Below are 25,194 nucleotides of genomic sequence, written 5' to 3'. Positions count from 1 at the left end.
TCGGGACCGGCTTGATGCACGGTGACATCGATCGACGCCTCGGCAGGACCGTATTGGTTCAGGAGTCGGACGAAGGGCAACTTGTCGAGCAATGGCCGCGCAGCTGCAGGAGTCAGCACGTCACCGCCGGTGACCACCAAGCGCAGCGAGGTCAGCTCAGCGAGCCGCTCGCCCAGAATCTCGCTGAACGCCGCCAACATCGGGGGGACGAAATGGAGCATCGTCACCGAATGCCGGCGGATGAGCTCCTCAATGTGGGTCGGGTCGCCATGCCTACCCGGTGCCGCGACCACCATCGTGGCGCCGACCAAGATTGGCAGGAAGATCTCCCGAACTGCCACGTCGAAGGTGATCGGCGACTTGTACAGAAGGACGTCGTCGCTCGAGATTCCGTATTGACCGCGATCTGTGTCCAGGCGATTGGCGACGCCGCCATGCGTCACGACTACTGCTTTCGGCCGACCAGTCGAGCCCGAGGTGAAGAGAGTGAAGGCAGCGTGCTCGGACCGAATCGGTGACAAACGCTCCGCATCGGTGACCACGGGGTGGTCCCCAAGATCATCGGAGCACTCCACCGACACGACCTTCGCGCTAGGCGAATACTTTGACTCTGCGGCAGTTGGGTCGCCACCGACCAGAACCAGCCGTGTGCCCGCGGTCTCCACCATGTACCGGGAGCGATCGACCGGAAGAGCCGGGTCCAACGGTACGAAATGCCCGCCCGCGTTGATCACCGCGTGCACAGCGACAACGAGCTCGACCGAACGATCCATCTCGATACCGACACCTACTTCAGGGCCGACTCCGAGAGCAATCAACTCGCGGCTCAAGCGAGCGACCCTTGAGGTGAATTCGTCACGGCCGACCGCGCGGTTCTCGAAGACGATTACTGGCTTGTCCGATGTCGTAGCCGAATCGCCGTGGTGCTGCACGATCTGAAATGCCTCGCTTCTTGTCGGTTCATTCATGGCGACTGCCTCGTTCTCCACCGTCAAGGAGCTGCGTGATAGTCGAAGCTGCGGCTCCCTCGCTATTGCCGCGCGACCACTCGAGTAGCTGAGTCAGTTCCAAGGCGTCGACCAGGGGAGCTTCACTCACCGGTTCGTATGGCCGCAGGACCAGTGCGTCGACCAGTCGGGCGAACCTCGCCACGATGCCTTGCGCGGTGCCGGCGTCGAACAGTTCGGTCGCGTATATCAGGCGCAGTGCCCAGTCGCCGTTCCGATCCGACGCGACAGTCAGCGAAAGGTCGTACTGCGCAGGCAGCACGAGCGGTTCGATCGGCACGACACGAAGCGGACCGACCGGGATCTCGGTGTCGGCTGAAGACTCGTCAACCAACGTGATGATCACCTGTGCCAGCGGTGAGAACGACTGCGAACGCACCGGTTGCACCCGCTCAACGACCGCTTCGAACGGCACGTCAGCGTGGGCGAACGCCTCCAGATCTGTGTCCCGAACCGAATCGAGCAGGTTCGTGAACGTCATTCGGGGCGAGATTTCGGTCCGCAGCACGAGCGTGTTGACGAACATGCCGACCAGCGGCTCGATCGCCTGCTGTCCACGACCTGCAATGGGCGTCGCCACTGCGACGTCGTCATTCGCAGAGAGTCTGGACAGCAGCACCGCCAACGCCGCGTGCACCACCATGAACGGGGTCACCCCCTGCTCACGCGCAAGATCTTCCACTCGCGCGCCGACCGTCGCATCCAGCGGGACGCTGACCGACGCTCCGTCGTGCGAGGCGACCACGGGCCGCGGCCGATCCATCGGCAGGTCGAGCACGCCCGGCGCACCTGCGAGCCGGTCGGCCCAATAGTCGAGCTGACGACCGACGACGGATGTCGGGTCGTCCGGTGCGCCGAGTTCACGACGCTGCCACAGTGCGTAGTCGGCGAACTGCACCTCCAACGGTGCGAATGCCGGTGCGCTGCCCGCAGACCGTGCCACGTAAGCGGTCACGATGTCACCGATGAGCGGCCTCATCGACTCGCCGTCGCCGACGAGATGATGCAGTATCGCGACCAGAACGTACGAGTCGTCTCCGGCACGCAGCAACCGAACACGGAACGGTGGTGCGGCCGCCACATCGAATCCCGCACTCGAAGCGGCCAGCAGATCGGTCTCATCAGTGACGACCTGCCAGTCCGGATCCGCGACCGCCGAGCGGACGTCATGGACGAGCTGAGACGGCTGTCCATCGACCGCCGGGAACGTGGTCCGGAGAATCTCATGCCGCGCCACTACGTCGCGGACCGCCTGGCGCAACGCGTCGACGTCCAGTTCCCCGTCAAGACGCACTGCGATCGGGATGTTGTAGGTCGCGGATTCGGGTTCCAACTGATTGATGAACCACATGCGCTGCTGTGCGAACGACAAGGGGATTCGGTCCGGCCTCGGATGAACGGCCTCGATCGGCGAGAGGATCGCAGCATCCGAACCTCGTTCCACGCGTCGAGCAAGGCTGCGGACTGAATCGGAATCGAACACGTCCCGCACTGTCACGGACACGCCGAGCTGGTCGGACAAACGTGCCGCTAGGCGCGCGGCCGACAACGAGTCCCCTCCGAGATCGAAGAAACTCGCCGTCGCCGACACGTCGCTCTCTTCGATCGCGAGCACGGCTGCGATCACGTCGGCCACGGCCCGCTCGGCCCCGGTCGCAGGCGCGACGAACTCACCGCTCACGATGACCGGTTCGGGTAGCGCTCGCTTGTCGAGTTTGCCGACCGGTGTCAGCGGGAGTTCGTCGAGAACGGTGAACGACGACGGCACCATGTGCGAGGGCAGTCGTCGCGACACGAACGCGGTGAGGTCAGCAACGTCGACAGACGGGTCGCCGACCACGACGTAGGCGGCCAACGCGGTAGCCACCGAGCCTCCGACTCCGAGAACGACCGCAGCATGAACGGTCTCGTGCTCGCTCAGAACGGCTTCGATCTCGCCGAGTTCGATGCGCAGACCACGCAGCTTCACCTGGTCGTCCGATCGACCGGTGTACTCGAGAGTGAGTCCTCCGTCCGTAGACGGTGTCCAACGAACCACATCGCCGGTCCGATACATCCGCGATCCGGCGCCACCGTGCGGATTAGCGGTAAAGCGCTCCGACGTCAGACCCGGGCGGTCCAGATATCCGCGCGAGAGAGCTCCGCCCGCGACATACAGTTCGCCTGGCAAGCCGACCGGCACCGGACGCAGTCGCTCGTCGAGCACCATGAGGTCGACGCCGCCGATCGGGCCACCCAGCCGGACAGGATCGCCGACGGACATCGGTGCACTGATCGTGATGCCGATGGTCGTCTCAGTCGGTCCGTAGAGGTTGTGCAGGGCGCAGGCGGCGGCCCACCGATCGACGATCGGTTGCGGCACCGCTTCGCCGCCTGCCGCTATCGACGAGAGAGTCGACACTGCGGCCGGATCGAGCGTGGCCAGGACGGACGGGGTGAGGAAGGTGTGCGTCACTCGGTGCTCGGTGATGAACCGCTCCAGAGCAGGACCGCCGACGGCGTCCGCCGGCCGGTACGCGAGGGTCCCCGCGTTCGCAGTGGCGAGAAGGTATTCCAGAACCGACGCATCGAAACTCGGGGATGCGAAGCCGAGGACCACGGCGCCGTCACCGGCATCGAGGCGCTCGGACTCCTGACGTGCGAAGTTCGCCAGACCCGAGTGGGTCACTGCGACGCCCTTCGGCCTGCCAGTGGATCCGGATGTGTAGATCACATACGCCAGGTTCGACGCCGTGACCGCGCCGAGCCGATCGGCGGCGGTGACCGTGGCATCCGGTTCCTCGGCGACCGCTGCAGCGATGTCCGGCGCATCGATGCGCGTCCATCCGAATCCGCGCGAGGGAAGCTCGCCGGATGCCGCGACCGCGAGTCCGAGGACGGCCGCGCTGTCTTCGATCATGGAAGTCACGCGCTCGGCCGGGTAGTCGGGGTCGACGGGGACGTAGGCTCCCCCGGTCTTGGCGACCGCCCAGATCGCCGTCAGCAACTCGGCCGACCGTGCGATGGCAAGCGCCACTGGACGCTCCGGTCCGACGCCTCGGCCGATGAGCCATCGCGCCAAGCGGTTGGAGCGTTTGTCGAGTTCGCGGTAGGTCAGCGACCCACCGTTTCCGTCGACGACCGCTATCCGATCGGGGGCACGACGTGCGGCCTCGGTGAACAGATCCGGCAACAGCACAGGGTCGGCGGCGGGCCCGCCGGTGACGGGCAGCAGTGCAGCGCTGTCGGTGGGCGACAGCAACGAAAGGCTGCCGCAGGTGGTCTGCGGATCGTCAGCCATCGTCGAAAGAACCTGGACCACTGCCTGTGCGAAGATCTCGACCTGTTCCACCGGATATGCGGTCGGCAGGAACTTGATCTTCATGGCCAGCTCGTCGCCTCGGCGAGACGCCGACAGATTCAGAGGGTAGTGCGTCGCATCGGTGGTCTGCGCGTCGACCAACTGCAGCCCGCCGTTCGCAGAAGCATCGATACCGGTGATCGACTCGGTGTCCACCGGGTACGACTCGTACACCGCGAGGGTGTCGAACAGCGCGGGAAGTCCGGTCTGCGCGATCAGCGACGGAAGCCCCATCTGCTGATAGTCGAGGACCCTCACCTTGTCGTTCTGCATGGCGGTCAGCACGTCGATGACCGATGCGTTCGGGTCGACGTCCACCACTGCCGGAACCGTGTTGATGAACATGCCGATCATCGACTCGATGCCGTCGATGTCGGGCGATCGGCCCGACACCGTCTCGGCGAACGACACCGCCTGATTACCGGTCATCTGGGAAAGCAGTACCGCCCACGCGAACTGGACGACGGTGGCCATGGTGACCGAGTTCTCGCGACCGATCGCGTCGAGTCGGTTCGCGATCTCACCGTTCAGGTCGAACTCGAAGTCGCGCGGCGGCGCATCGGCAGACGGTTCGTGACCGGGCGCGACGAGTGTCGGCTCGGTGACCGGTGCCAACACCTCACGCCAGGCGCTAAGTCCGGCCGCGGTGTCAGTCGCCGCGACGGCGCGGGCGTGGTCGGCGAAGTCGCCTGTCGACGCACCTGCGACCGAGCCCGTGTATGTCGCCCCGGTGGCGTACAGCGCGAGAAGGTCCGCCAGAACGAGTGGGCTCGACCATCCGTCCACCAACAGATGGTGATTCGTGATGACCAGCTCGGCGCCATCGTGATGATGGACCAGAGCCGTCCGAATGAGCGGAGGCTGCGCCATGTCGAAGGGCTTCGCTCGTTCGTTGTCGACCACTGCGCGGACTTGGCGTTCGCGGTCTTCAACTGGACCCGAGCGCAGATCTACGACGCTCCACGGCACATCTACTTCAGCAGGAACCACCGTGACCGCGACGCCGCTGCCGACCCGGACGAAGCCGGACCGCAGCACGCGATGCCGGTCGAGGAGCATGCCGAATGCGGTTCGCAACCGATCGGCGTCGACGTCGCCGGTCAGCGAGAGCACCGACTGCGTGACGTAGACGTCGATACCTGATCGCTCGTCTGCTCCGTTGCCCGCGAGGTCGGCTTGGAAATACAGGCCTTGCTGCAACGGCGTCATCGGCCAGACGTCGGCGCCCGGGTAATGCGCAGCGATGCGATCGAGGTCGGCTTGAATGAGGTCGGTGCCCGGAACGTCCGACGGGCTGAGCCCCACGTCGGTACCGCCGAGAACGAGATCGGCTATCTCCTGCAACTCGTGCTGCCAGCGGCCGGCGATATCGGCGACTGCGGCCTCGTCGAGAACGTCAGTGGCGTACGAGAACTGGGCCTCAAGCCGCTTCGCATCGGCGCCCGCGGCACTCACGTTTATGCCGAACACGTTCGGCGAGAACATCGCACCCGACACTGTGCTCGGGAGGTGCGGTCCGCCCGAGACCGGAAGGAATTCGTCCGATGCGGTGTTGTCGATCGGCGCAGTTCCGCTACCGAAATAGTTGTACGCGATGCTCGGGAGCGGTCGCTGTGCGAGTCCACCGTCCGTGCCGTATCGGAGGATGCCGAATCCGACACCGCCCGCCGGGCGCGCCACACGCGCGTCCTTCGCCGACTTGATCGCGTGGACGATGTCCGTGGAGGGATCGACGGCGACTGGCGCGATGCTGGTGAACCAGCCGACCGTCCGGGACAGGTCGATCAGACCTTCATCGCCCGCGATCCGCTCATCGCGACCGTGCCCCTCGATCTGAACCGTGACCGGTGCGTCGTCCTCGATGCCGTGGTCGTCTTGCCATGACCGCACTGCACGAGCCAATGCGCCGAGCAGCACGTCGTCGACGTTTCCGCCGAACGCGGTGGGCACTGCGGCGAGGACTGCATCCGCAACATCGGCGCCCACCACATGCTGGTACGACGCCTGACTGTGCCAACGGTGCCGCTGGCGGTCAGCGGCGTCGCCGAAGGACGTCCGCCTGATCGGCGACTGGCCCAGCCAGTAATCGACCTCCGTTGCTCGTACGTCGACTTGATCTGAGAGGAGGTGCGCGACGCGCCGAGTCGAGGTGCCTTCCGATCGCAACTCGATCGGACGCCCCGAGGTGTGCTGCGCCCAGGCGGTGACGAGATCTTCGACGATGATCGGCCACGACACCGCATCCACACCGAGGTGGTGAACCGCGATCACCATGCGACGCCACTGCGCGCCGGTGACCAGCGCGACACCCATCAGTGCCCCGGTCGCAGGGTCAAGAGCGGACAGCAGACCACGATGCGCAGTGAGCAGACTTGCATCGATGTCATCAGCCGCCGCGATCTCCCGAACTGCCGGAACCGAACCGGCGCCCGCAGTGAGGGTCCAATTGTCCCCACTACCAGTGAGCGTCGCGGTCAGCATCGGGTGGACGGCTGCCACCGCGTCGACGACGGTCTGCACGTCGGCGACCGTTGCCGCTCTGGGCAGGGTGAAGACGACCGGCTGCGAGAAGTCTGCGAAGTCCGATGGCTGTTCGGAGTGCTCGATCATCCACGACGTCACCGGTGGCAGCGGCATCTCACCTGAACCCCCGCCCGGCAGTTCTGCGAGCAGTTCGGCGGGCCCATCCGACGAGGCTGCGGCAGCGGCCATGGCGCGAATAGTCTTCAACTCGAAGATGTCGCGCGGAGACAGGTGCAAGCCGGCAGCCTTCGCTGCGGACGACAGCTGGATCGACATGATCGAGTCGCCGCCGAGCGCGAAGAAGCTCTCGGTGACGCTGACCTGATCTTCGCCCAGGAGACCCGCGATGATGCGCGCGAGTGTCTCCTCCCCTGCGTTCTCCGGCGCGACGTATTCGGTCGCTTCTTTGGCGTGCGGTTCCGGCAGCGCCTTGCGGTCGAGCTTTCCGGCCGGCGTGAGTGGAATCTGATCGATCGCAATCGCTTGGCTCGGCACCATGTGTGCGGCCAGTCGGTCCGCTGCGTCGTCGAGGACGGCGTCAGTATCGATCGTCTCGCCGGGCTTGGCCACGAGGTAGGCGACGATCTCGGTGTGCTTACGTCCACCGCGTTCAGAGTCCACGCCGATCACGACGGACTGTGCGACTCCTGGTTGATCGTCGAGCACCGCCTCGATCTCGCCGAGTTCCACACGCTGACCGTTGATCTTGACCTGGAAGTCCACACGACCGGCGAACTCGAGATTGCCGTTCTTGGTCCGCCGAACGAGGTCTCCGGTGGCGTACATCCGTGACCCCGGATCGCCGTACGGATCGGCGATGAAGCTGGTCGCCGTCAGATCTGGCCGGCCGAGGTAGCCGCGAGCCAGACCAGCGGTCGCCAGATACAACTCGCCGACCACGCCTTGGGGAACCTGATGAAGTCGCGCGTCGAGGACGTGCGCGGTGAAGCCGTCGTTCGGCTTGCCAATCGTGACGGGTTTCCCGGCCTGCATGCGCGAGCGCGTCGCCCACACGGTGGCCTCGGTGGGGCCGTAGCAGTTAAAGATGCGGCGGCCGCGTTCGGACCAGCGTTCGACGAGTTCCGGCGGGCAGGCTTCGCCGCCGGTCGCGAGGTTGCGCACGTACTGAGCGCGCTCGGGGTCGACGGTCGCCAGCACGGACGGGGTGATGATCATGTCGGTGACTTCGTCGCGTTCGAGCACCGTGGCGAGCGCATCGCCCGCGAACTCGGTGTGCGGCGCGATCACCAGGGTGTGGCCGACCGGAATGGCCCACGCCATCTCGAACATCGATGCGTCGAAGCTCGGTGATGCGACGTGCAGGATCCGAGTGTCGGGTTCGTCTTCCGGCGGACCCGCGGTGATCTTCGCGAGCGATTCGACGAAGTCGACGATGCCGGTGTGCGAGACGCCGACGGCCTTCGGTCGGCCGGTGGAGCCCGACGTATAGATCAGGTATGCGAGGTTGTCCAGGCGCACCCAGCCGTTGCGTTCGGCGGGTTCGATGTCGTCGCCCGACTCGGCTTCGGCCTCGAGGTCCTGCAGGTACACCCAGTCGCACGCCGAGTCGCCGAGCCGGCCGCGCGTGCCTTCGTCGGTGATGCCGATCGCTGCCGCCGAGTCGGCGACCATGAAGGCGATGCGGTCCTCGGGGTAGGCCGGATCGACGGGCACGTATGCGGCGCCCGACTTGATGACGCCCCACACTGCGAGAACCGAATCGATCGAACGCTCCAGGCCGACAGCCACGACGTCCTCCGGCGTCACTCCGCGCGCGAGCAGCGCACGCGCGATGCCGTTGGTCCGCTCTTCGAACTCCTGGTAGTCGAGTTCGACCCCGCCACAGATCAGGGCGGGGTGCTCGAGGTCGAGATCCCGGTTGGACAGCAGGTCGATCAGGGTTCCTGTCTCCACCTCGCCGCCGCGGCCGACCGCCGCGCTGCTGTCCCGAAGGGCGCGGCGCGTCGGAGCGGCTTCGGACGCCGACGACACTGGCGTACCCACGATGTCGATGTCACCGACCGCCACACTCTGGTCCTCGATCATCACGGTCAGGACGCGCTCGAAGACGGCAGCGAACCGCCTCGCCGACGATTCGTCGAACAGATCTGCGGAGTAGATGAAGTCCGCGGCCATCTTGGACGCGGCGGTCCGAGCGCGGACCACCGTCGTCAGGTCGAACTTCGCCTCGACGTTCGCGGACTTCATCGGTTCCGCTTCGACACCGGCCAGCGCTATCGCGTCCGGGTGATCTGCGGCGTCCGTGTACGTGAACGAGACCTGTGCCAACGGTTGATAAGCCGACGATCGCTCCGGCGCCAATTCGTCGATGAGGTCGTCGAACTGTACTTGGTCGTTCGCGAACGCATTCAGGATTCCGGTGCGGGCCTCGGCGAGCAATGCGTCCACCGACTTGCCGGGATCGACCTGGGTGCGCAGGAGAAGCGTGTTGACGAACATTCCGATGAGGTCGTCGAGCGCTGCGCTGCTGCGGCCGGCGACCGGCGTTCCGACGACCACGTCGGACGTGGCTGCGAGACGCGCGACCGTCGCGGCGAATGCCGCTTCGGTCACCATGAACACCGACATGCCGCGTTCCCGAGCAAGGGCGTCGACTCCGTCGGCAATCGCGTCGTCGAGTTCGACAGTGACGATGCCGCCCGCGTCGCTCAACGCCGCAGGGCGTGGTCGGTCCATCGGCAGATCTGTCACCGTGGGGAGACCCGCGAGTGCCTTTCGCCAATATGCGAGCTGCCTGCCCACAACGCTTCCGGCGTCGGCGGCATCACCCAGTACGGACTGCTGCCACACTGCGTAGTCGGCGTACTGCACGTCGAGTTCGGGCAGTGCCGACACCGTCTCGTCGACTCGCGACGCGTAGGCGGCCAGCAGGTCGCGCGCGAGGACGGGAATGGATTCGCCGTCCATCGCGATGTGGTGCACGGTGATCGCGATCGACAGACCGTCGTCGGACTGGTGGACGCGGCCGCGAATGGGAATCTGTCGGGACACGTCGAAGCCCGCGACCGTGGACTCGATCAATTCATCGAGTGACGCGACTTCGGCCCAGTCGAGCATGGCGCGAGCGGCCGTCGCCGGAAGCACTTCTTGTACGGGCGCCCCGTCGACGGACGGGTAGACCGTCCGCAGCACCTCGTGACGCACGACGAGGTCGCGTACGGCCTCGCCCAGTGTCGGGACATCGACATTACCGGTCAGCTTCAACGCCACCGGAAGGTTGTAGGCGCCCGACGCGGTGTCGAACTGGTTCATGAACCACATCCGACGCTGTGCACGGGACACCGGAATCGGCTGCGGTCGAGGTTCGGCTCGAACGACGGGCGGCAACGCGGGCGCCGCATCCGCGACCGCCGCGGCGAGCCCGCGAACAGTCGGTGCGTCGAACACGTCTCTGATCGAGACGTCGACGTCGAGTGCCACTCCCACGCGGGCGGACAACCGTGCCGCCAGCAGTGAATTGCCGCCGACGTCGAAGAACGACTCCGTTGCACTGATTCGGTCGGCACCCAGCAGATCTGCGAAGACCGCTGCCACCGCTTCTTCGGCTGCACCGACTGGCGCTACGTACTCGACGCCGCCGAACTCAGGTTCGGGCAGCGAGCGGCGGTCGATCTTGCCGGAGACGGTCAACGGCATCTCGGGAAGGGCCGTCCACGCGGACGGCCGCATGTACTCCGGGAGTCGCTCTGCGGTCCACTGCCGCAGATCGTCGACGGACGTCGTAACAGACGGCGCCACCGACACGTATGCGGCCAGCGCATCACCTCCGCCGGGAGCCGTAACGACAGTGACGGCGGCGTGCACGACGTCCGGGTGTTCAGCGACGACCCCTTCGACTTCGCCGAGCTCGAGCCGCTGACCACGGATCTTCACCTGCGAATCGGCGCGGCCGAGGTAGTCGATCTCCCCAGTCCCGGTCCACCGGGCGAGGTCGCCTGTACGGTACATGCGAGCTCCGGGCTCCCCCATCGGATCGCCCACGAACGCGCCTGCGGTCTGTGTAGGCTGCGAAGCGTACCCGCGGGCCAATTGCGGGCCGCAGAGGTACAACTCGCCGGTGACACCGGCGCGCACGGGACGGAGCCGACCGTCCAGGATGCGCGCCTCGCAGTTCCACATCGGACGACCGATGGTGATGGCCCGGTCGCGGTCCACGTGGGTCTGCGTGATGTCGACGGTGGCCTCGGTTGGGCCGTACTGATTGATGATCGCTGCGTTGGGGAAGAGACCTTCCAGTTCCTCCACGAGGTTCTTACCGAGGGCCTCACCACCGCTGTAAATGTTTCTCAGCGAATCGCATGGCTGACCACCCGCAAATCGATGGAGTTCCGTCAACGCAGCAAGCATCGACGGCACAAATTTGGCTGTGGTCACTCCTTCAGTGCGAATCAAGTCCACAAGGTACTGAGGGTCCCGATGTCCACCAGGTCGAGCGATCACCGCAGGCCCACCACTGAACACGGAACCGAAGTGATCCCATATCGACGCGTCGAAGGTGTACGGAGTCTTCAGCAGAAACACGTGGTCGTCGAAGCCATTCGAATCAGCAAACCACTGAAGGGTATTGAACAGCGCACGCCGCGTGACGGTGACGCCCTTGGGACGTCCCGTCGAGCCCGACGTGAACAGGGTGTAAGCGGCGTGATCGGGCAACGGCGTCGAGGCGCGTTCTGCAACGCCCAGCGGGGCGCCGTTCGAAGCGTCCTTCGAATCAACGCTGATCCGCTCGATGTCGATACCCGTCAACGCCTCGGGTGAATCCCCTTGTGCGACCAGGACGAATGATACGCGAGCCGTCTGAAGCACATAGTCGGTCCGGTCCACGGGGGCGTCCGTGTCGATGGGCACGAATTGTCCGCCTGCGACTATCACGGCGTGAACCGCGACCATCACCTCGAACGATCGTTCCATGCACACGCCCACCGCAGTGTCCGGCCCCACCCCTGCTGCTATCAGACGCCTCGCCAAAGTGTTCACGGAGTCGGCGAAGGAGCCGTACGACATCGACTCGCCGCGGTACACGAGCGCTGTCGCGTCAGTGCCACGGCTGGCACACGCCGCATCGACGAGTCCGGTGAGCGCGAGATCGCCCGTCAGCGGCACCACATCGCCGCGGCACCATCCGGTAATCGCCGAGGATTCCTCGACCGTCAATAGGTCGACGTCTCCGAGTGCTCGATCGGGCTCGGATCGCACCGCATCGAGCAGAGCGACGACGCGGTCCCACAGACGGGCCACCGTCGATCCGTCGAAGAGGTCCGTCGCGTAGAGGACCGTGCCCTTCCACCCTTCCGAGGAGTCCTTGATTCCCAGTAAGAAGCTCAGGTCGACCTTCGCAGGCAGATTGTCGATCTGCACCGGTTCGATCGTCGCGCCTGCGACGTTCACCAGCGCTGAGTCGTCGTCGACCACGGACAGCATCGCCTGAGCGAGTGGCGCGAACGACTCGCTGCGCACCGGGTTGAGCGCCTCCACCAGCGACTCGAACGGTACGTCTGCGTTCCCGAAGGCATCCAGGTCATGTCGCCGCACCGACCGCACGAGATCGCTGAACGACTCGGCCGGGTCGACCTTCGTCCGCAGAACCAGCGTGTTCACGAACATGCCGACGAGCGGATCGAGAACCTGCTGACCGCGACCCGCAATAGGAGTCGACACGACGACGTCGTCTGTCGCGGCTTCGCGCGCGAGCACGGCCGACAGCGCTGCGTGGACGACCATGAACGGCGTGGCATTCGCAGCACTCGCGAAGTGTGTGACCCACTGTGCAGTGTCTACAGGCAGCGAGATGTCAACCTGCGCACCACGATTGGACGCTACGACGGGACGAGGCCGGTCGGCCGGCACCTCAAGGACGTCCGGAATCCCCTCGAGCCGACCCTTCCAGTAGGCCAACTGGCTACCGAGCACCGACGTCTCATCGGACGGGCTGCCGAGTTCCGAGCGTTGCCAGATCGCGTAGTCGGCGAAGTCCACCTCGAACGGCGCGAACTCAGGCGCCGCACCTTCGGATCGTGCAGCGTACGCAGTGACCAGGTCGCGCACCAACGGCACCATCGACTCACCGTCCGCGGCGATGTGGTGAGCGACGACGGCGAGTAGATACTCGTCATCGGCAGCACGCCACAACCTCACGCGCAGCGGCCACTGCGCCAACAGATCGAAGCCTTCGACCACCGCCGCTTCGACGTCGGCCTGCGATTCGACAACCGCCCAGTCCAGACCCGCCGAGACCCCCTCGGTCCCGCTGATGTCCTGGTACGGCACTCCATCGACCGCAGGGAACGTGGTTCGGAGCGGTTCGTGCCGGACCACCACGTCGACGAGCGCTTCACGGAGAGCGTCTACTCGCAGCGGACCGGTGATCTTCAACAACGTCGGAATGTTGTAGGCGCTGGTAACTGGATCGAACTGATTGATGAACCAGACACGCTGCTGCGCGAGTGACAGCGGAATCTGTTCCGGTCGCGGCATACGGCTGACGGGTGGCAGAGCACTCGCGCGTCCCGCAACGGCGACCGCCAATTCGCGAGCGGTCGGTGAGTCGAACACATCCCTGATCGACACGTCGACCCCGAGTGCCTCCGACACTCGGGAGACCAGGCGCATCGCCGACAGTGAGTTACCACCGGCGTCGAAGAACGATTCCGTCACCGAGACCTGCTCAAGCCCGAGTAGGTCTGCGTATACGGCGGCGACCACGGCTTCGTCGTCCGATTCGGGCGCCACGTAATCGGCCAACTGCAGCACGGGTGCAGGCAAGGCCTTGCGATCGACCTTGCCCGACGACATCAACGGCATCACGTCGACCGGCATCCACACCGACGGACGCATGTACTCGGGAAGCGCGGCTGTCACCGACCCCTTGACGATGTCGGCGTCGAGATCGCCCGGTGAGTAGTAGGCGACCAACTGCTGACCGCCACCGATCTCAGCCACTGCGGCGGCAGCATGAACCACGCCGGGCGCTGCAGCCACTGTCGCCTCGACCTCACCGAGTTCCAGACGCTGACCTCGCAGCTTCACCTGGAAGTCCGAGCGACCCAAGTACTCCAACTGGCCCGCAGCATTCCAGCGGACCAGGTCGCCGGTGCGATACAAGCGGCTGCCGGGCGCACCCGAAGGATCCGCGACGAAGCGCTCCGCGGTCAGATCAGGTCGGCCCGAATAGCCGCGGGCGACCTGGACCCCGCCGATGTACAGTTCGCCGACGACTCCGACAGGGACCTCGAGAAGGCGTGAGTCGAGAACTCGCGCAATGGTATTCGCAATAGGCTTACCGATCGGCGGATGAGATCCGTCCACCACCTTGTACTCGACCACGTAGTTGGTCGCCTCGGTCGGCCCGTACTGGTTGAGGAACACGGCGTCGGGCAGGTAGGTCGTCACCGCGTCGGCCAGCACGCCGTTCAGCGCATCGCCACCGGTCTGCAGGAGCCGCACCGAACTCAGCGCACGGCTCCGGCCGTCCGCATCGTGTTCGAGAATCGCCGAGAGCACGGCGGGGACAGCCTCGAACGCCTGGATGCCTTCGGCTTCGATCACATCCACGAGGTAGTCGATGTCGCGATGGCCTCCCGGACGCGCGACGACCAGGCGTCGCCCTGCGCCGAATGACCAGAAGAACTCCCACACAGACGCATCGAACGTGTATGGGGACTTGAGTAGCGCACTCTCGATCGATGCCTCCGCGAACAGCAGCGCCGTGCGGTGCAGGTGTGCGCGGAAAGCTCGGTGACTGACCGTCACGCCCTTCGGCCGACCGGTCGAGCCGGACGTGAACATCGTGTAGACCGCCGACTCCTGGTGCAGCGGCGCGATCCGATCCGCGTCGGTTACCGAACGCCCGTCTCGGCCCTCGACGTCGACCGTCGAATCGACAGTGATCGGCCTCAGCGCGGGGAGGGCAGCGACACCGTCCGGCACCTGTTCAGGTGCAGTGAGTACGATCTCGAAGCTGGCGATCTCCGCCATGTAACCTATTCGGTCAGCAGGCGCGTCGATGTCGATCGGAACGTACTGTCCGCCTGCGACGACGACGGCGTGCATCGCGATCAGCATCTCGATGGACCGATCGACGCACACGCCGACCGCGACGTCCGGACCGACGCCTGCCCGAATCAATTCCCTGGCAGTGACGTTCACACGACTCAACCACTCACCGAACGTCACATCGCGGCCCTGGAACGAGATAGCCACCGTTCCGGGTTCAGCCACCCCTGCGGCGGTGAGATAGTCGGCCACAGTGTCGCTGGGGACTGAAAGATCGGGCCCTCGGCCCAGATCGACGATCGCCGCGAGTTCTTCTCCGGCCAGCAGTGCGCTGTCGCCGATCGGTCGGCCAGGTTCCACTGTCATCGAGTCGACGAGGGAGACGAAGCGCGTAGCGAACGACTCCGCGGTGCTCGGGTCCCACAGGTCCGTCGCGTAGATGAGGGTGGCTTCCCACGGACCGTCGTCATTCGACGAAAGGATGAGTTCAAGATCCATCTCGGTCCGCTGGGCCGGAGGCTCGACGGCCTCGACGGTCAGGTCGCCGGAGGGAACGCTGATACCGCGCGCCGAGCGACCAGGATCGAAGGACAGGAGTACTTGAGCGAGCGGTGCGAACGACTCGCTTCGCGTCGGACTGACAGCGTCGACGACGGACTCGAAGGGGGCGTTCGAATGCTCAAATGCTTCGAGGTCCGTGGTGCGCGCCTGTGCCAGCAGTTCGCTGAACGTCATCTCTGGTTCGACGCGCGCACGCAGGACCAGAGTGTTCACGAACATACCGACCAATTGATCCAGCACAGCAGACCCGCGGCCGCCGACAGGTGTGGCGACGGCGATGTCCTCGCTCGAGGAGAGTCGCGCCAACAGTGCGGACAGCGCAGCATGCACCACCATGAACGGTGTTGCGCCGTGTGCCGCCGCAACGTCCGTTATCCGGTCGGCGACGGCGCGCGGCAGGTGGAAGTACGTCTCGGCGGCGCGGCCACTGGAACTGTGCGGCCGAGTACGGTCGTTCGGCAGGTCGAGCACATCGGGCAGACCTGCCAACTGGTCCCGCCAGTATGCGAGTTGCCTGCCGGTCTCCGATGCAGGATCCGATCCCGCGCCGAGGACCTGATGCTGCCAGATCGCGAAATCAGCGAACTGAACCTCGATCGGCGCGAACTCCGGACGCGTGCCCATCGACCGAGCCTGGTATGCGGCGACGAGGTCGCCGACCAACGGGCCCATCGACTCACCGTCGGCGGCGATGTGGTGGACGACGATCGCGATCACGAATTCGCGCGGACCGCTCTGCCACAGGCGAGCACGGATCGGCCACTGCACCGAGACGTCGAAACCCTGCGTCACAGCGGCGTCGAGCAGATCCTTCGATGGGACTACCGCCCAGTCGATGTGCTCGTCGACCGCCGCGCGTGCACCGATCTGTTGGTAAGAGTCTCCGTCGACCGACGGGAACGTCGTTCGCAGCACCTCGTGGCGCTGCACGACGTCGACGAGAGACTGCCGCAGCGCATCGACATCGAGGTCGCCGGTCAGCTTCAGTACGGCCGGAATGTTGTATGTTCCCGCATCCGGATCGAGCTTGTTGATGAACCAGATGCGCTGCTGTGCGAACGACAACGGGATGCGGTCCGGACGTGGTTCGACCGCGGTGACGGGCGGAAGGGCATCCGTGCGATCCGCCACCGCTGCCGAGAGCTCGCGGACACTCGGCGTGTCGAAGACGTCACGTACCGACACCTGCACGCCCAGCGCTTCCGCCGACCGAGCAGCCAACCGCATAGCTGCGAGCGAGTTTCCACCGAGATCGAAGAACGACTCTTCGACACTGACCCGTTCCACACCTAGAAGGCCAGCGAAGACGTCGGCGAGGGCCGCCTCGTCCTCGGTCTCCGGTGCCACGTATTCGGCCTCCGCCAGCTCGGGGTCGGGCAACGAACGGCGGTCCACCTTGCCCGCGGAGTTCAACGGCATCTCGTCGAGGAGCACCCATGCAGTCGGCCGCATGAACTCGGCCAGCCCTTCGGCCACCGAACTGCGGACCGCGTCGAGGTCGACCGTCGCCGGGGCCGCGTAGCCGACCAGTTGATCGCCTGCCGCCCCGGCGACGACGCGGGCTGCGCCGTGCACGACGCCTGGTGCCGCCGCGATCGCCGCCTCGACCTCGCCGAGTTCCATTCGCTGGCCACGCAGCTTCACCTGGAAGTCGGTGCGACCCAGGTATTCCAGGTCGCCCGACCGGCGACGGCGCACCAGGTCGCCGGTCCGGTACAGACGAGCCCCCGGAGCCCCGAAGGGATCCGCGACGAATCGCTCGGCGGTCAGGTCGGGACGGGACGCGTAACCGCGCGCCGACTGCACGCCGCCGAGATACAGTTCTCCCGCGATACCGGCCGGAACCGGGTGGAGTCGCGCATCGAGGACCAGCGCCGAAGTGTTCTGCATCGGATGCCCGATCGGCACCACGTCCACCACGTCGTCGAGTTCCGCCGACATCGTGTAGACGGCGGCCTCCGTCGGACCGAACAGGTTGACGACGCGCGCGTGGGGTACGCGGTCGGAGAAGCGGTGATAGACGGCAGGCGGCAACGCCTCGCCGCCGCTGAACAGCACCTGCAGACCGGGCAAGAGATTAGGTTCGTCGACCACGTCCAGGAACACCGACAGCATCGATGGGACGAACTGCACCACCGTGACGTCGTTCTCCGTCATCACGTCGGCGAGGTACTGCGGGTCTCGGTGGCCTTCTGCATCGGCGATCACCATGGCCTGCCCCGCGGTGAGCGGCCAGAACAGTTCGAGCACCGACGCGTCGAAGGTGTGCGGTGTCTTGAACAGCAGTCGCTGCTGTCCGTCCGGGATCAAGGAGTCGAACCACGCGACGAAGTTGACCACCGCGCGGTGCGAGATGGTCACACCCTTGGGGCGACCGGTGGAACCCGAAGTGAAGAGCGTGTACGCCGCATCGTCCTGGCTCAGCACAGCCAGACGCTCGGATGGGTCGAGCAGAGTCGAACCTTCCGGCACCGTTCGATCGGTGTCCACGTCGATGACCCGAGCACTCGCGCCGAGAGCCTCGACGGCCGAGGGCGTCGGCCGCCCGGCTTCCACCAACACTGCTCCGACTGCTGCAGTGTCGATCATGTACTGCGACCGGTCAGCAGGGGCGTCCGGATCGATGGGCACATACTGGCCACCGGCCGCCATGATCGCGTGAATCGCGATCACGGTCGCCGCACTCCGGCGCATAGCGACGCCGACCGCGACGTTCGGGCCTACCCCGGCATCGATCAAGGTGCGCGCGAGCGCGGAGACGCGAAGACCGAACTCCTCATAGGTGTATGTCCGTCCGGCCTCGATCAGCGCAGCTGCCGTCGCCGAGTCAGCGGCACGAGATGCGACGAGGCCTGCGATCGTCTCCTCGGTCTCCGCAACGCTTGCCGCGGCCGACCCGGCGACGAGCACCGCCCGCTCCGACTCGTCGACCAACGCGACGTCGCCGACCGCGCGGCCGTCGTCGGCGAGGACGCCTGCGAGCAGACGAACGAATCGGCTCGACATCGCGTCTGCCGTCGACCGGTCGAACAGATCGGTCGCGAACGTCATGATCGCGGACCAGTCCTGATCCGGCTCGCCGGTAGAGATCGTGAGGTTCAGGTCCACCTGCGCAGGCGTATCGGTGATCTCGACGGGTGTCACCGTCATTCCGTTCACCGTGGCCGCCGTCGTCGCCGCATCGATCGGATCGACCGAGAGGATCACTTGGACCAGCGGCGAGAACGCCTCCGAGCGGATCGGATTCATCGCGTCGACGACCGACTCGAACGGGACGTCGGCGTGCGCGAACGCATCGAGATCGCCGTCGCGGACGGCCTCCACGACCTCGCCGAACGGGCGGGAGACGTCGACTTCGGTCCGTAGGACGAGCGTGTTGACGAACATGCCGACCATCGCGTCGAGCGACTGCCTGCCACGACCGCCGATCGGCGACCCGACAGCGATGTCCTCGCCACCGGTGAGGCGCGCGAGGAACACCGCGAAGGCGGCGTGCAGAACCATGAATCGGGTGGCCCCGTGACGTGTCGCGACCTCGTCGATACGCCGCGCGACGTCCGACGGGATATCGAACGTCAGCAGTTCGCCTCGGTGGGTCGCCACCAGTGGCCGCGGGCGGTCGCCCGGGAGATCGATGACATCCGGGACACCGGCCAGTCGATCGCGCCAGAACGCGAGTTGCCCACCGAGTATCGACGCCGGATCGTCTGGTGATCCGAGCACCTCGCGCTGCCACATCGCGTAATCGGCGAACTGCACGTCCAGCGGTGTGAACGTCGGCGCGGAGTCGTTGGTCCGTGCGCCGTATGCAGTGAGCAGATCGGCGGCGAGCGGAGCGAACGACTGCCCGTCGAACGCGATGTGATGTGCCACGAGCGCGAAGGTGGCCTCGTTCGGCCCCGCCTGTAGTAATCGTGCTCGCAGGGGCCACTGCTGCGTCACGTCGAATCCGCGGCGCAAGTCCGAGTCCAGTTCGTCCGCAGACGAGACGATCCGCCAATCGAGCCGTTCGTCGATCGTGTCGGTCGACGCAACCGTCTGGAACGGGAACCCATCGGCGGCGGGGAAGGTGGTCCTCAGCACCTCGTGCCGCGCCACCACGTCGGCGGTCGCAGCTCGCAGTGCGGCGACGTCGATCTCTCCGGACAATGCGAACACTGCCGGGATGTTGTACGTGGGGAGCTCGGGCTCCATCTGGTTGATGAACCACATCCGCTGCTGAGCGAACGACAGCGGAATGCGTTCGGGGCGGGGCTCGACTGGCATGACCGGTGGCAGCGCCGATCCCCGACCGGCGACTGCCGCAGCCAACGCACGCACCGACGGCGCGTCGAACACGTCCCTGATCGACGCCTCGACCCCGAGAGCGTCCGACACCCGCGCCACCAGGCGCATCGCCGACAACGAGTTACCACCGGCATCAAAGAACGACTCCGTGGCCGACACCCGCTCAGTATCGAGCAGCGCTGCGAACACAGCAGCCACTTTCTCCTCGGCCTCGCCCTCGGGCGCCACATACTCCGCTACCTCGATCACCGGCGCAGGCAACGCCTTCCGGTCGACCTTGCCCGACGACGTCAACGGCATCGCATCCATCGGGACCCACACCGAGGGGCGCATGTATCCCGGCAGCGCACCACCGATCCCGTCGCGCACCATGTCCACGCCGACATCGCCCGGCGAGAAATAGCCGACCAACTGCTGACCGCCGGCCGCCTCGAGGACCGACGCAGCCGAATGCACCACACCGGGAACTGCACCGATCGCGGCCTCGACCTCACCGAGTTCCAGACGCTGGCCGCGCAACTTCACCTGGAAGTCGGTGCGTCCCAGATACTCCAACTCCCCCGAGGATGTCCACCGCACCAGATCACCCGTGCGATAGAGCCGCTCACCAGCACTACCCGACGGATCGGCGACGAAACGCTCCGCAGTCAGATCCGGCCGCGCCGCATACCCACGCGCAACCTGGACGCCGCCCAGATACAACTCACCCGGGACGCCCACCGGCACCGGCCGCAACCGCGAGTCGAGCACCACCGTCGACGTGTTCGGCACCGGCCCACCGATCGGAATCACCGACTCGCCGACCCGCACCGCATGCGCCGTGACATCGACCGCGGCCTCAGTCGGGCCGTACAAATTGTGCAACCCCACATCCGGCAGCCTCGTCAACAACGCATCAGCCACCGCAGGCGTCAACGCCTCACCCGAGGCGAACACGTACCGCAACGATTCCAACCCCGCGACACGCTCGCCGAGCACATCGGTGAACGCCGCCAGCATCGACGGCACGAAGTGCATCACCGACACCCGCTCCTCAGCGATCACCTGAGCCAGATACTCCGGATCGCCATGGCGCCCCGGCTCGGCGATCACCAATGGCACTCCGGACATCAACGGCCAGAACAACTCCCACACCGACACATCGAAGGTCGTCGGAGTCTTCTGCAAAACCCGGTCGGCACCAGTGATCGGATACCAGTCGTCCATCCACGCCAGACGATTCAGTACCGCCCGATGCGACACCGTCACACCCTTCGGACGGCCCGTCGAACCCGAGGTGAACAAGGTGTAAGCCGCATCATCAGGATCGAGAGGCGACAGACGGTCCGCGTCCGTGACCGGCACAGCATCATCCACCGCACCCGAGCAGTCCACCGAGAAAATCCGCACCGAGGCACCCGACACAGGCGCCGGAACCGCCGAACGGCCGTCCACCAGGACGACTCGGGCACCCGACGTCGCCAGCGTGTACTGCACCCGCTCAGAAGGAGCATCCGGATCCACCGGGACGAACTGCCCGCCCGCGGCCACCACCGCGTGAATCGCGACCACCATCTCCACCGACCGCGGAATACACACCGCCACAGCCGAATCCGGACCAACACCTACCGCGATCAACTCACGAGCCAGCGCACTCACCCGTGAACCGAACTCGCCGAACGACACACTCCGCCCCGCGAAGACCAACGCCGGATCGTCACGATGACGCTCCACACTCGCCCAGACAGCAGACGCCAACGACCCCGCAGGCACCGGAGCCGCGACACCACGAGCGAACCCATCGACTACCGACCGCTCGGCGGACGACAGCACTTCGACATCGCCGACCGGCGCATACGGGGCTGCGGTGAGTGCATCGAGGAGTGCGACGAACTTCGTCATCATGCCGTCGACCGTCGACGGGTCGAACAGGTCGGTGGCGAAGGTGACTGACCCGGTCCAGTCGTCGTCCTCGGTCGTCGACACCGCGACCGTGAGGTCGACCTGCGACGGCACCGACGGCGATTCGAGTTGCTCCATCTCCAGGCCCGCCACCGAGATGCTGCCGGACCGACCGAGCGACGCGGCCGGATCGAACGACAGCATGACCTGCGCGAGAGGCGCGAAGGCTTCACTCCGGGTGGGACTCACCGCATCGACGACCGCCTCGAACGGCACCTCCACATTCGAGAATGCGTCGAGATCCGTAGATTTGACCGATTCGAGGAGGCCTGCGAACGACACCGTCGGGTCGATCGCCGTACGCAGTACGAGCGTGTTGACGAACATGCCGATCTGGCGGTCGAGAGCGGCCTGCCCACGACCGGCGACGGGAGTCGACACCGCGATGTCGTCGGTGGCAGAGAGTCGTGCGAGGAGAACGGCCAGTGCGGCGTGAGCCACCATGAACGGCGTTCCGCCGTGCGCTGACGCTACCTCGCGCACGCGGGCAGCGACGTCAGCGGGAACGGTGAACTCGCGCTGCGCCCCACGGTACGACGCGACCGCAGGTCGCGGACGGTCCGACGGCAGAGTGAGCACGTCGGGCACGCCGGCGAGTTGCTCGCGCCAGTATGCGAGTTGACCGCCGACCACGGAGTCCGGGTCGGTCACTTCGCCCAGGACCTCGCGCTGCCAGAGCGCGAAATCGGCGAACTGGATATCGAGATCATCGAACTGCGGAGCGCTGTCCGTCAATCGTGCGCTGTAGGCGGCGACGAGGTCACCGATCAGTGGGCCGAGCGATTCACCGTCGGCAGCGATGTGATGCACGACGAGGGCGAAGACGTGCTCGTCCGGTCCCACCGAGATCAGCCGAGCGCGGATGGGCCAGTGCCTGGTCAGGTCGAAGCCGGTGGCGACGGCGGCTTCGACAGCGCCTGCTGCTGATCGAGCGGAGTCACCTGCCGCTGATCGAGCGGAGTCGAGATCGGTCTCGACTCCGCTCGACCAACGGGTCGAAGTCTCGACTCCGCTCGACCGGCGGGCGGAGGTCTCGTCGTCGCGCGGGGTCTCGACTCCGCTCGACCAGCGGGCGGAAGTCTCGTCGTCGCCGGTCGAAAAGAAGTCGAGGCGGGCAGCGACCTCGCCAGCGGGCGCGACCTGCTGGAACGGTTCTCCGTCACGGTCAGGGAAGGTCGTGCGCAGCACCTCGTATCGCTCCACGACGTCGACCAGCGCCCGCCGCAAGGCTTCGGCGTCGAGTGGACCGGTCAATCGTAGAACGGCGGGAATGTTGTATGTGCCTGCCGCGGTGTCGAAGCGGTTGATGAACCACATCCGCTGCTGAGCGAACGACAGCGGGACTCGGTCGGGACGCGGGTCGACCTTGGAGATCGGCGCCAGCGCATGCGTCGTCGTCGCGCGTGCACGCATCGCGAGTCCGCGCACAGTCGGGGCCTCGAACAGATCGCGCAGATTCAGGTCGACATCGAGTGCCTCACACGCCTGACCGATGATCTTGGCGGCAAGCAACGAGTTGCCGCCGATGTCGAACACCGACTCGATCGTGCTGACTTCATCGACGCCGAGAGCTTCGGCGAAGATCGCGGCCAGCGTCGCTTCCACGTCGTTCTCTGGAGCGACGTACTGGACGGTCGCAGTGGCCACCGGCTCCGGCAGAGCCTTCCGATCTAGCTTTCCGTTGACGTTCAGCGGGAGCTGATCGAGCACCATGATGACGTCGGGAACCATGTAGTCCGGAACCTTCGTCGCCGCGAATCGCCTGATCTCCGCGACGTCCAACTCAGTCCCGTCTGCGGCTGCTCCCACGACGTACCCGACGAGTTGGTCGGGGAAGCCTTCGCGCTCAGCGATAGCTGCCGCTGCGGCGTTGACACCGTCGGCGGCCAGAATTCCGGCCTCGACCTCACCCAACTCGATGCGATATCCGCGTAGCTTCACCTGACCGTCGGCGCGCCCGAGGAACTCGAGACTTCCGTCGCGGAGCATCGCGACGTCGCCGGACTGGTACATCCGACTACCGGGTGCACCGAACGGATCAGCGACGAATCGAGCCGCGTTGAGTTCGAACCGGCCTGCGTATCCACGAGCCAACTGATCGCCCGCGAGGTAGAGGTCGCCGGGCACCCCGTCCGGCACTCGGACGAGTCGCGAGTCCAGCACGTACACGTGTGACCCGCTCAGCGGCAGTCCGACATCGCTGGCATCCGTCGCCGCGACGAAATCGGGGGTCAGAACCCGCCGCGTCATGTAGACGGTCGCTTCGGTCGGCCCGTACATGTTGTTGAGTTCCGGGCCGTCATCGCCGTCGAACTCGCGTCGATCGGCATACCACCGTCGCACCTGCGCGAAATCGAGAGCCTCGCCGACGAAGATCATGGACCGGACGGTCGGTGACAGAGTGCCCTTCGCCGGGGGACGAAGCGCACCGGCCAATTGGTAGAACGCCGACGGCGTCAGATTGACGACGGTCACCTGTTCCCGATGCAGGACCTCGGCGAACACGTCAGGAGAGCGCGTCGTGAGGAAGTCGAGGACCACGAGCCGGCCACCGAACGACAACGCCACCCAGATCTCGCCGACCGACACGTCGAATGCGTACGACTGGAACATCGACCACACGTCATCCGACGAGTAGTCATACTCCACGTTCATCGCCGACAGCAGGGCGACCACGTCGGCGTTCGTCACCACGACGCCCTTCGGACGACCGGTCGAACCCGAGGTATACATGACATACGCCGGATGCGAACCGTCGATCCGGTCCGGAATTCGCCTGCGCAACTCGTCCGTGGCGAGCGCACTCTGCGCTGCCACCGTCGCGAAGTCGGCGTTCAGTGCAGTCCAGTCGGACGCTGTGCCCTCGTCGGTGATAACCAGGACCGGCTTCGCGTCGTCGACGACCGATGCCAGACGGTCGATCGGGTGCGACCGGTCCAACGGCAGGTACGCCGCGCCGGTCTTGACGACACCTAGAAGTGCGACGATCAGTTCGGCCGTCCGCGGCAGTGCGATACCGACCAATTTCTCGGGCCCGGCGCCCGCCGCGATCAGGCCTGCTGCGAGCAGGTCAGACTGCTCGTCGAGTTCGGCATACGTGAGCCGCGCACCGTCCATGTCGGTGAGCGCGACGCTGTCTCCCATATGCGATGCGGCCGCACGGAAGATTCCGGCCAACGATCCGACGTCAGACGATCCGAGCACACCGAGTGCGTCCGTGCGCAGTCGTTCGACCACTGCGCTCGTCTCGACCGCGACCTGTGCTGCAGGCAGGTCCCGTTTCGGTCCCAGCGCGGTGATCGCGGCCCCGACAGCGACGTCGGGATCGATACCTTGCGCTGCGAGCACTCCCGCCGTTGCGGACACTTGCGCATTCAGCACCGAATACGCCACGGGTCCGGCGGCCCCGGCGAACGCCACCCTACCCGGATCGACCTTCGCGACGAACGCAATCAGATCCACGGTTGCGGGGCGCTTTCCCCACGTCCGTGCGAATGCGTCAGCAGTCTCGGTACCCAACAT

At 65.9% G+C, this 25,194-nt stretch carries 2 protein-coding genes (1 of these 2 cut by a window edge); both read right to left on the bottom strand.

What is annotated here, in order from left to right; genetic code table 11:
* On the bottom strand, positions 1 to 968 hold the start of the coding sequence (locus ACTIMF_RS07145) for an amino acid adenylation domain-containing protein (RefSeq protein ID WP_442349588.1). The gene continues 11,149 nt to the left of window position 1, outside the view; only the first 968 of its 12,117 coding nucleotides appear in the window; it begins with the start codon at positions 966 to 968; its stop codon lies off the left edge, out of view.
* On the bottom strand, positions 961 to 25,194 hold the full coding sequence (locus ACTIMF_RS07140; protein ID WP_442349587.1) for a non-ribosomal peptide synthase/polyketide synthase: 24,234 nt from the start codon (positions 25,192 to 25,194) through the stop codon (positions 961 to 963). Before ACTIMF_RS07140 ends, ACTIMF_RS07145 begins: the two co-directional genes overlap by 8 nt.

It is taken from the genome of Gordonia sp. (in: high G+C Gram-positive bacteria) (genome assembly GCF_052106715.1).
In the GTDB taxonomy this organism is placed as follows: Bacteria; Actinomycetota; Actinomycetes; order Mycobacteriales; family Mycobacteriaceae; genus Gordonia.
Note: the sequence above shows the minus strand (reverse complement) of the source record. Positions and strands in the feature narration are given on the sequence as shown.

Coding starts and splice junctions, on each gene's coding strand:
- ACTIMF_RS07140 (WP_442349587.1), bottom strand. CDS start 25,194: ATGTTGGGTACCGAGACTGCTGACGCATTCGCACGGACGTGGGGAAAG.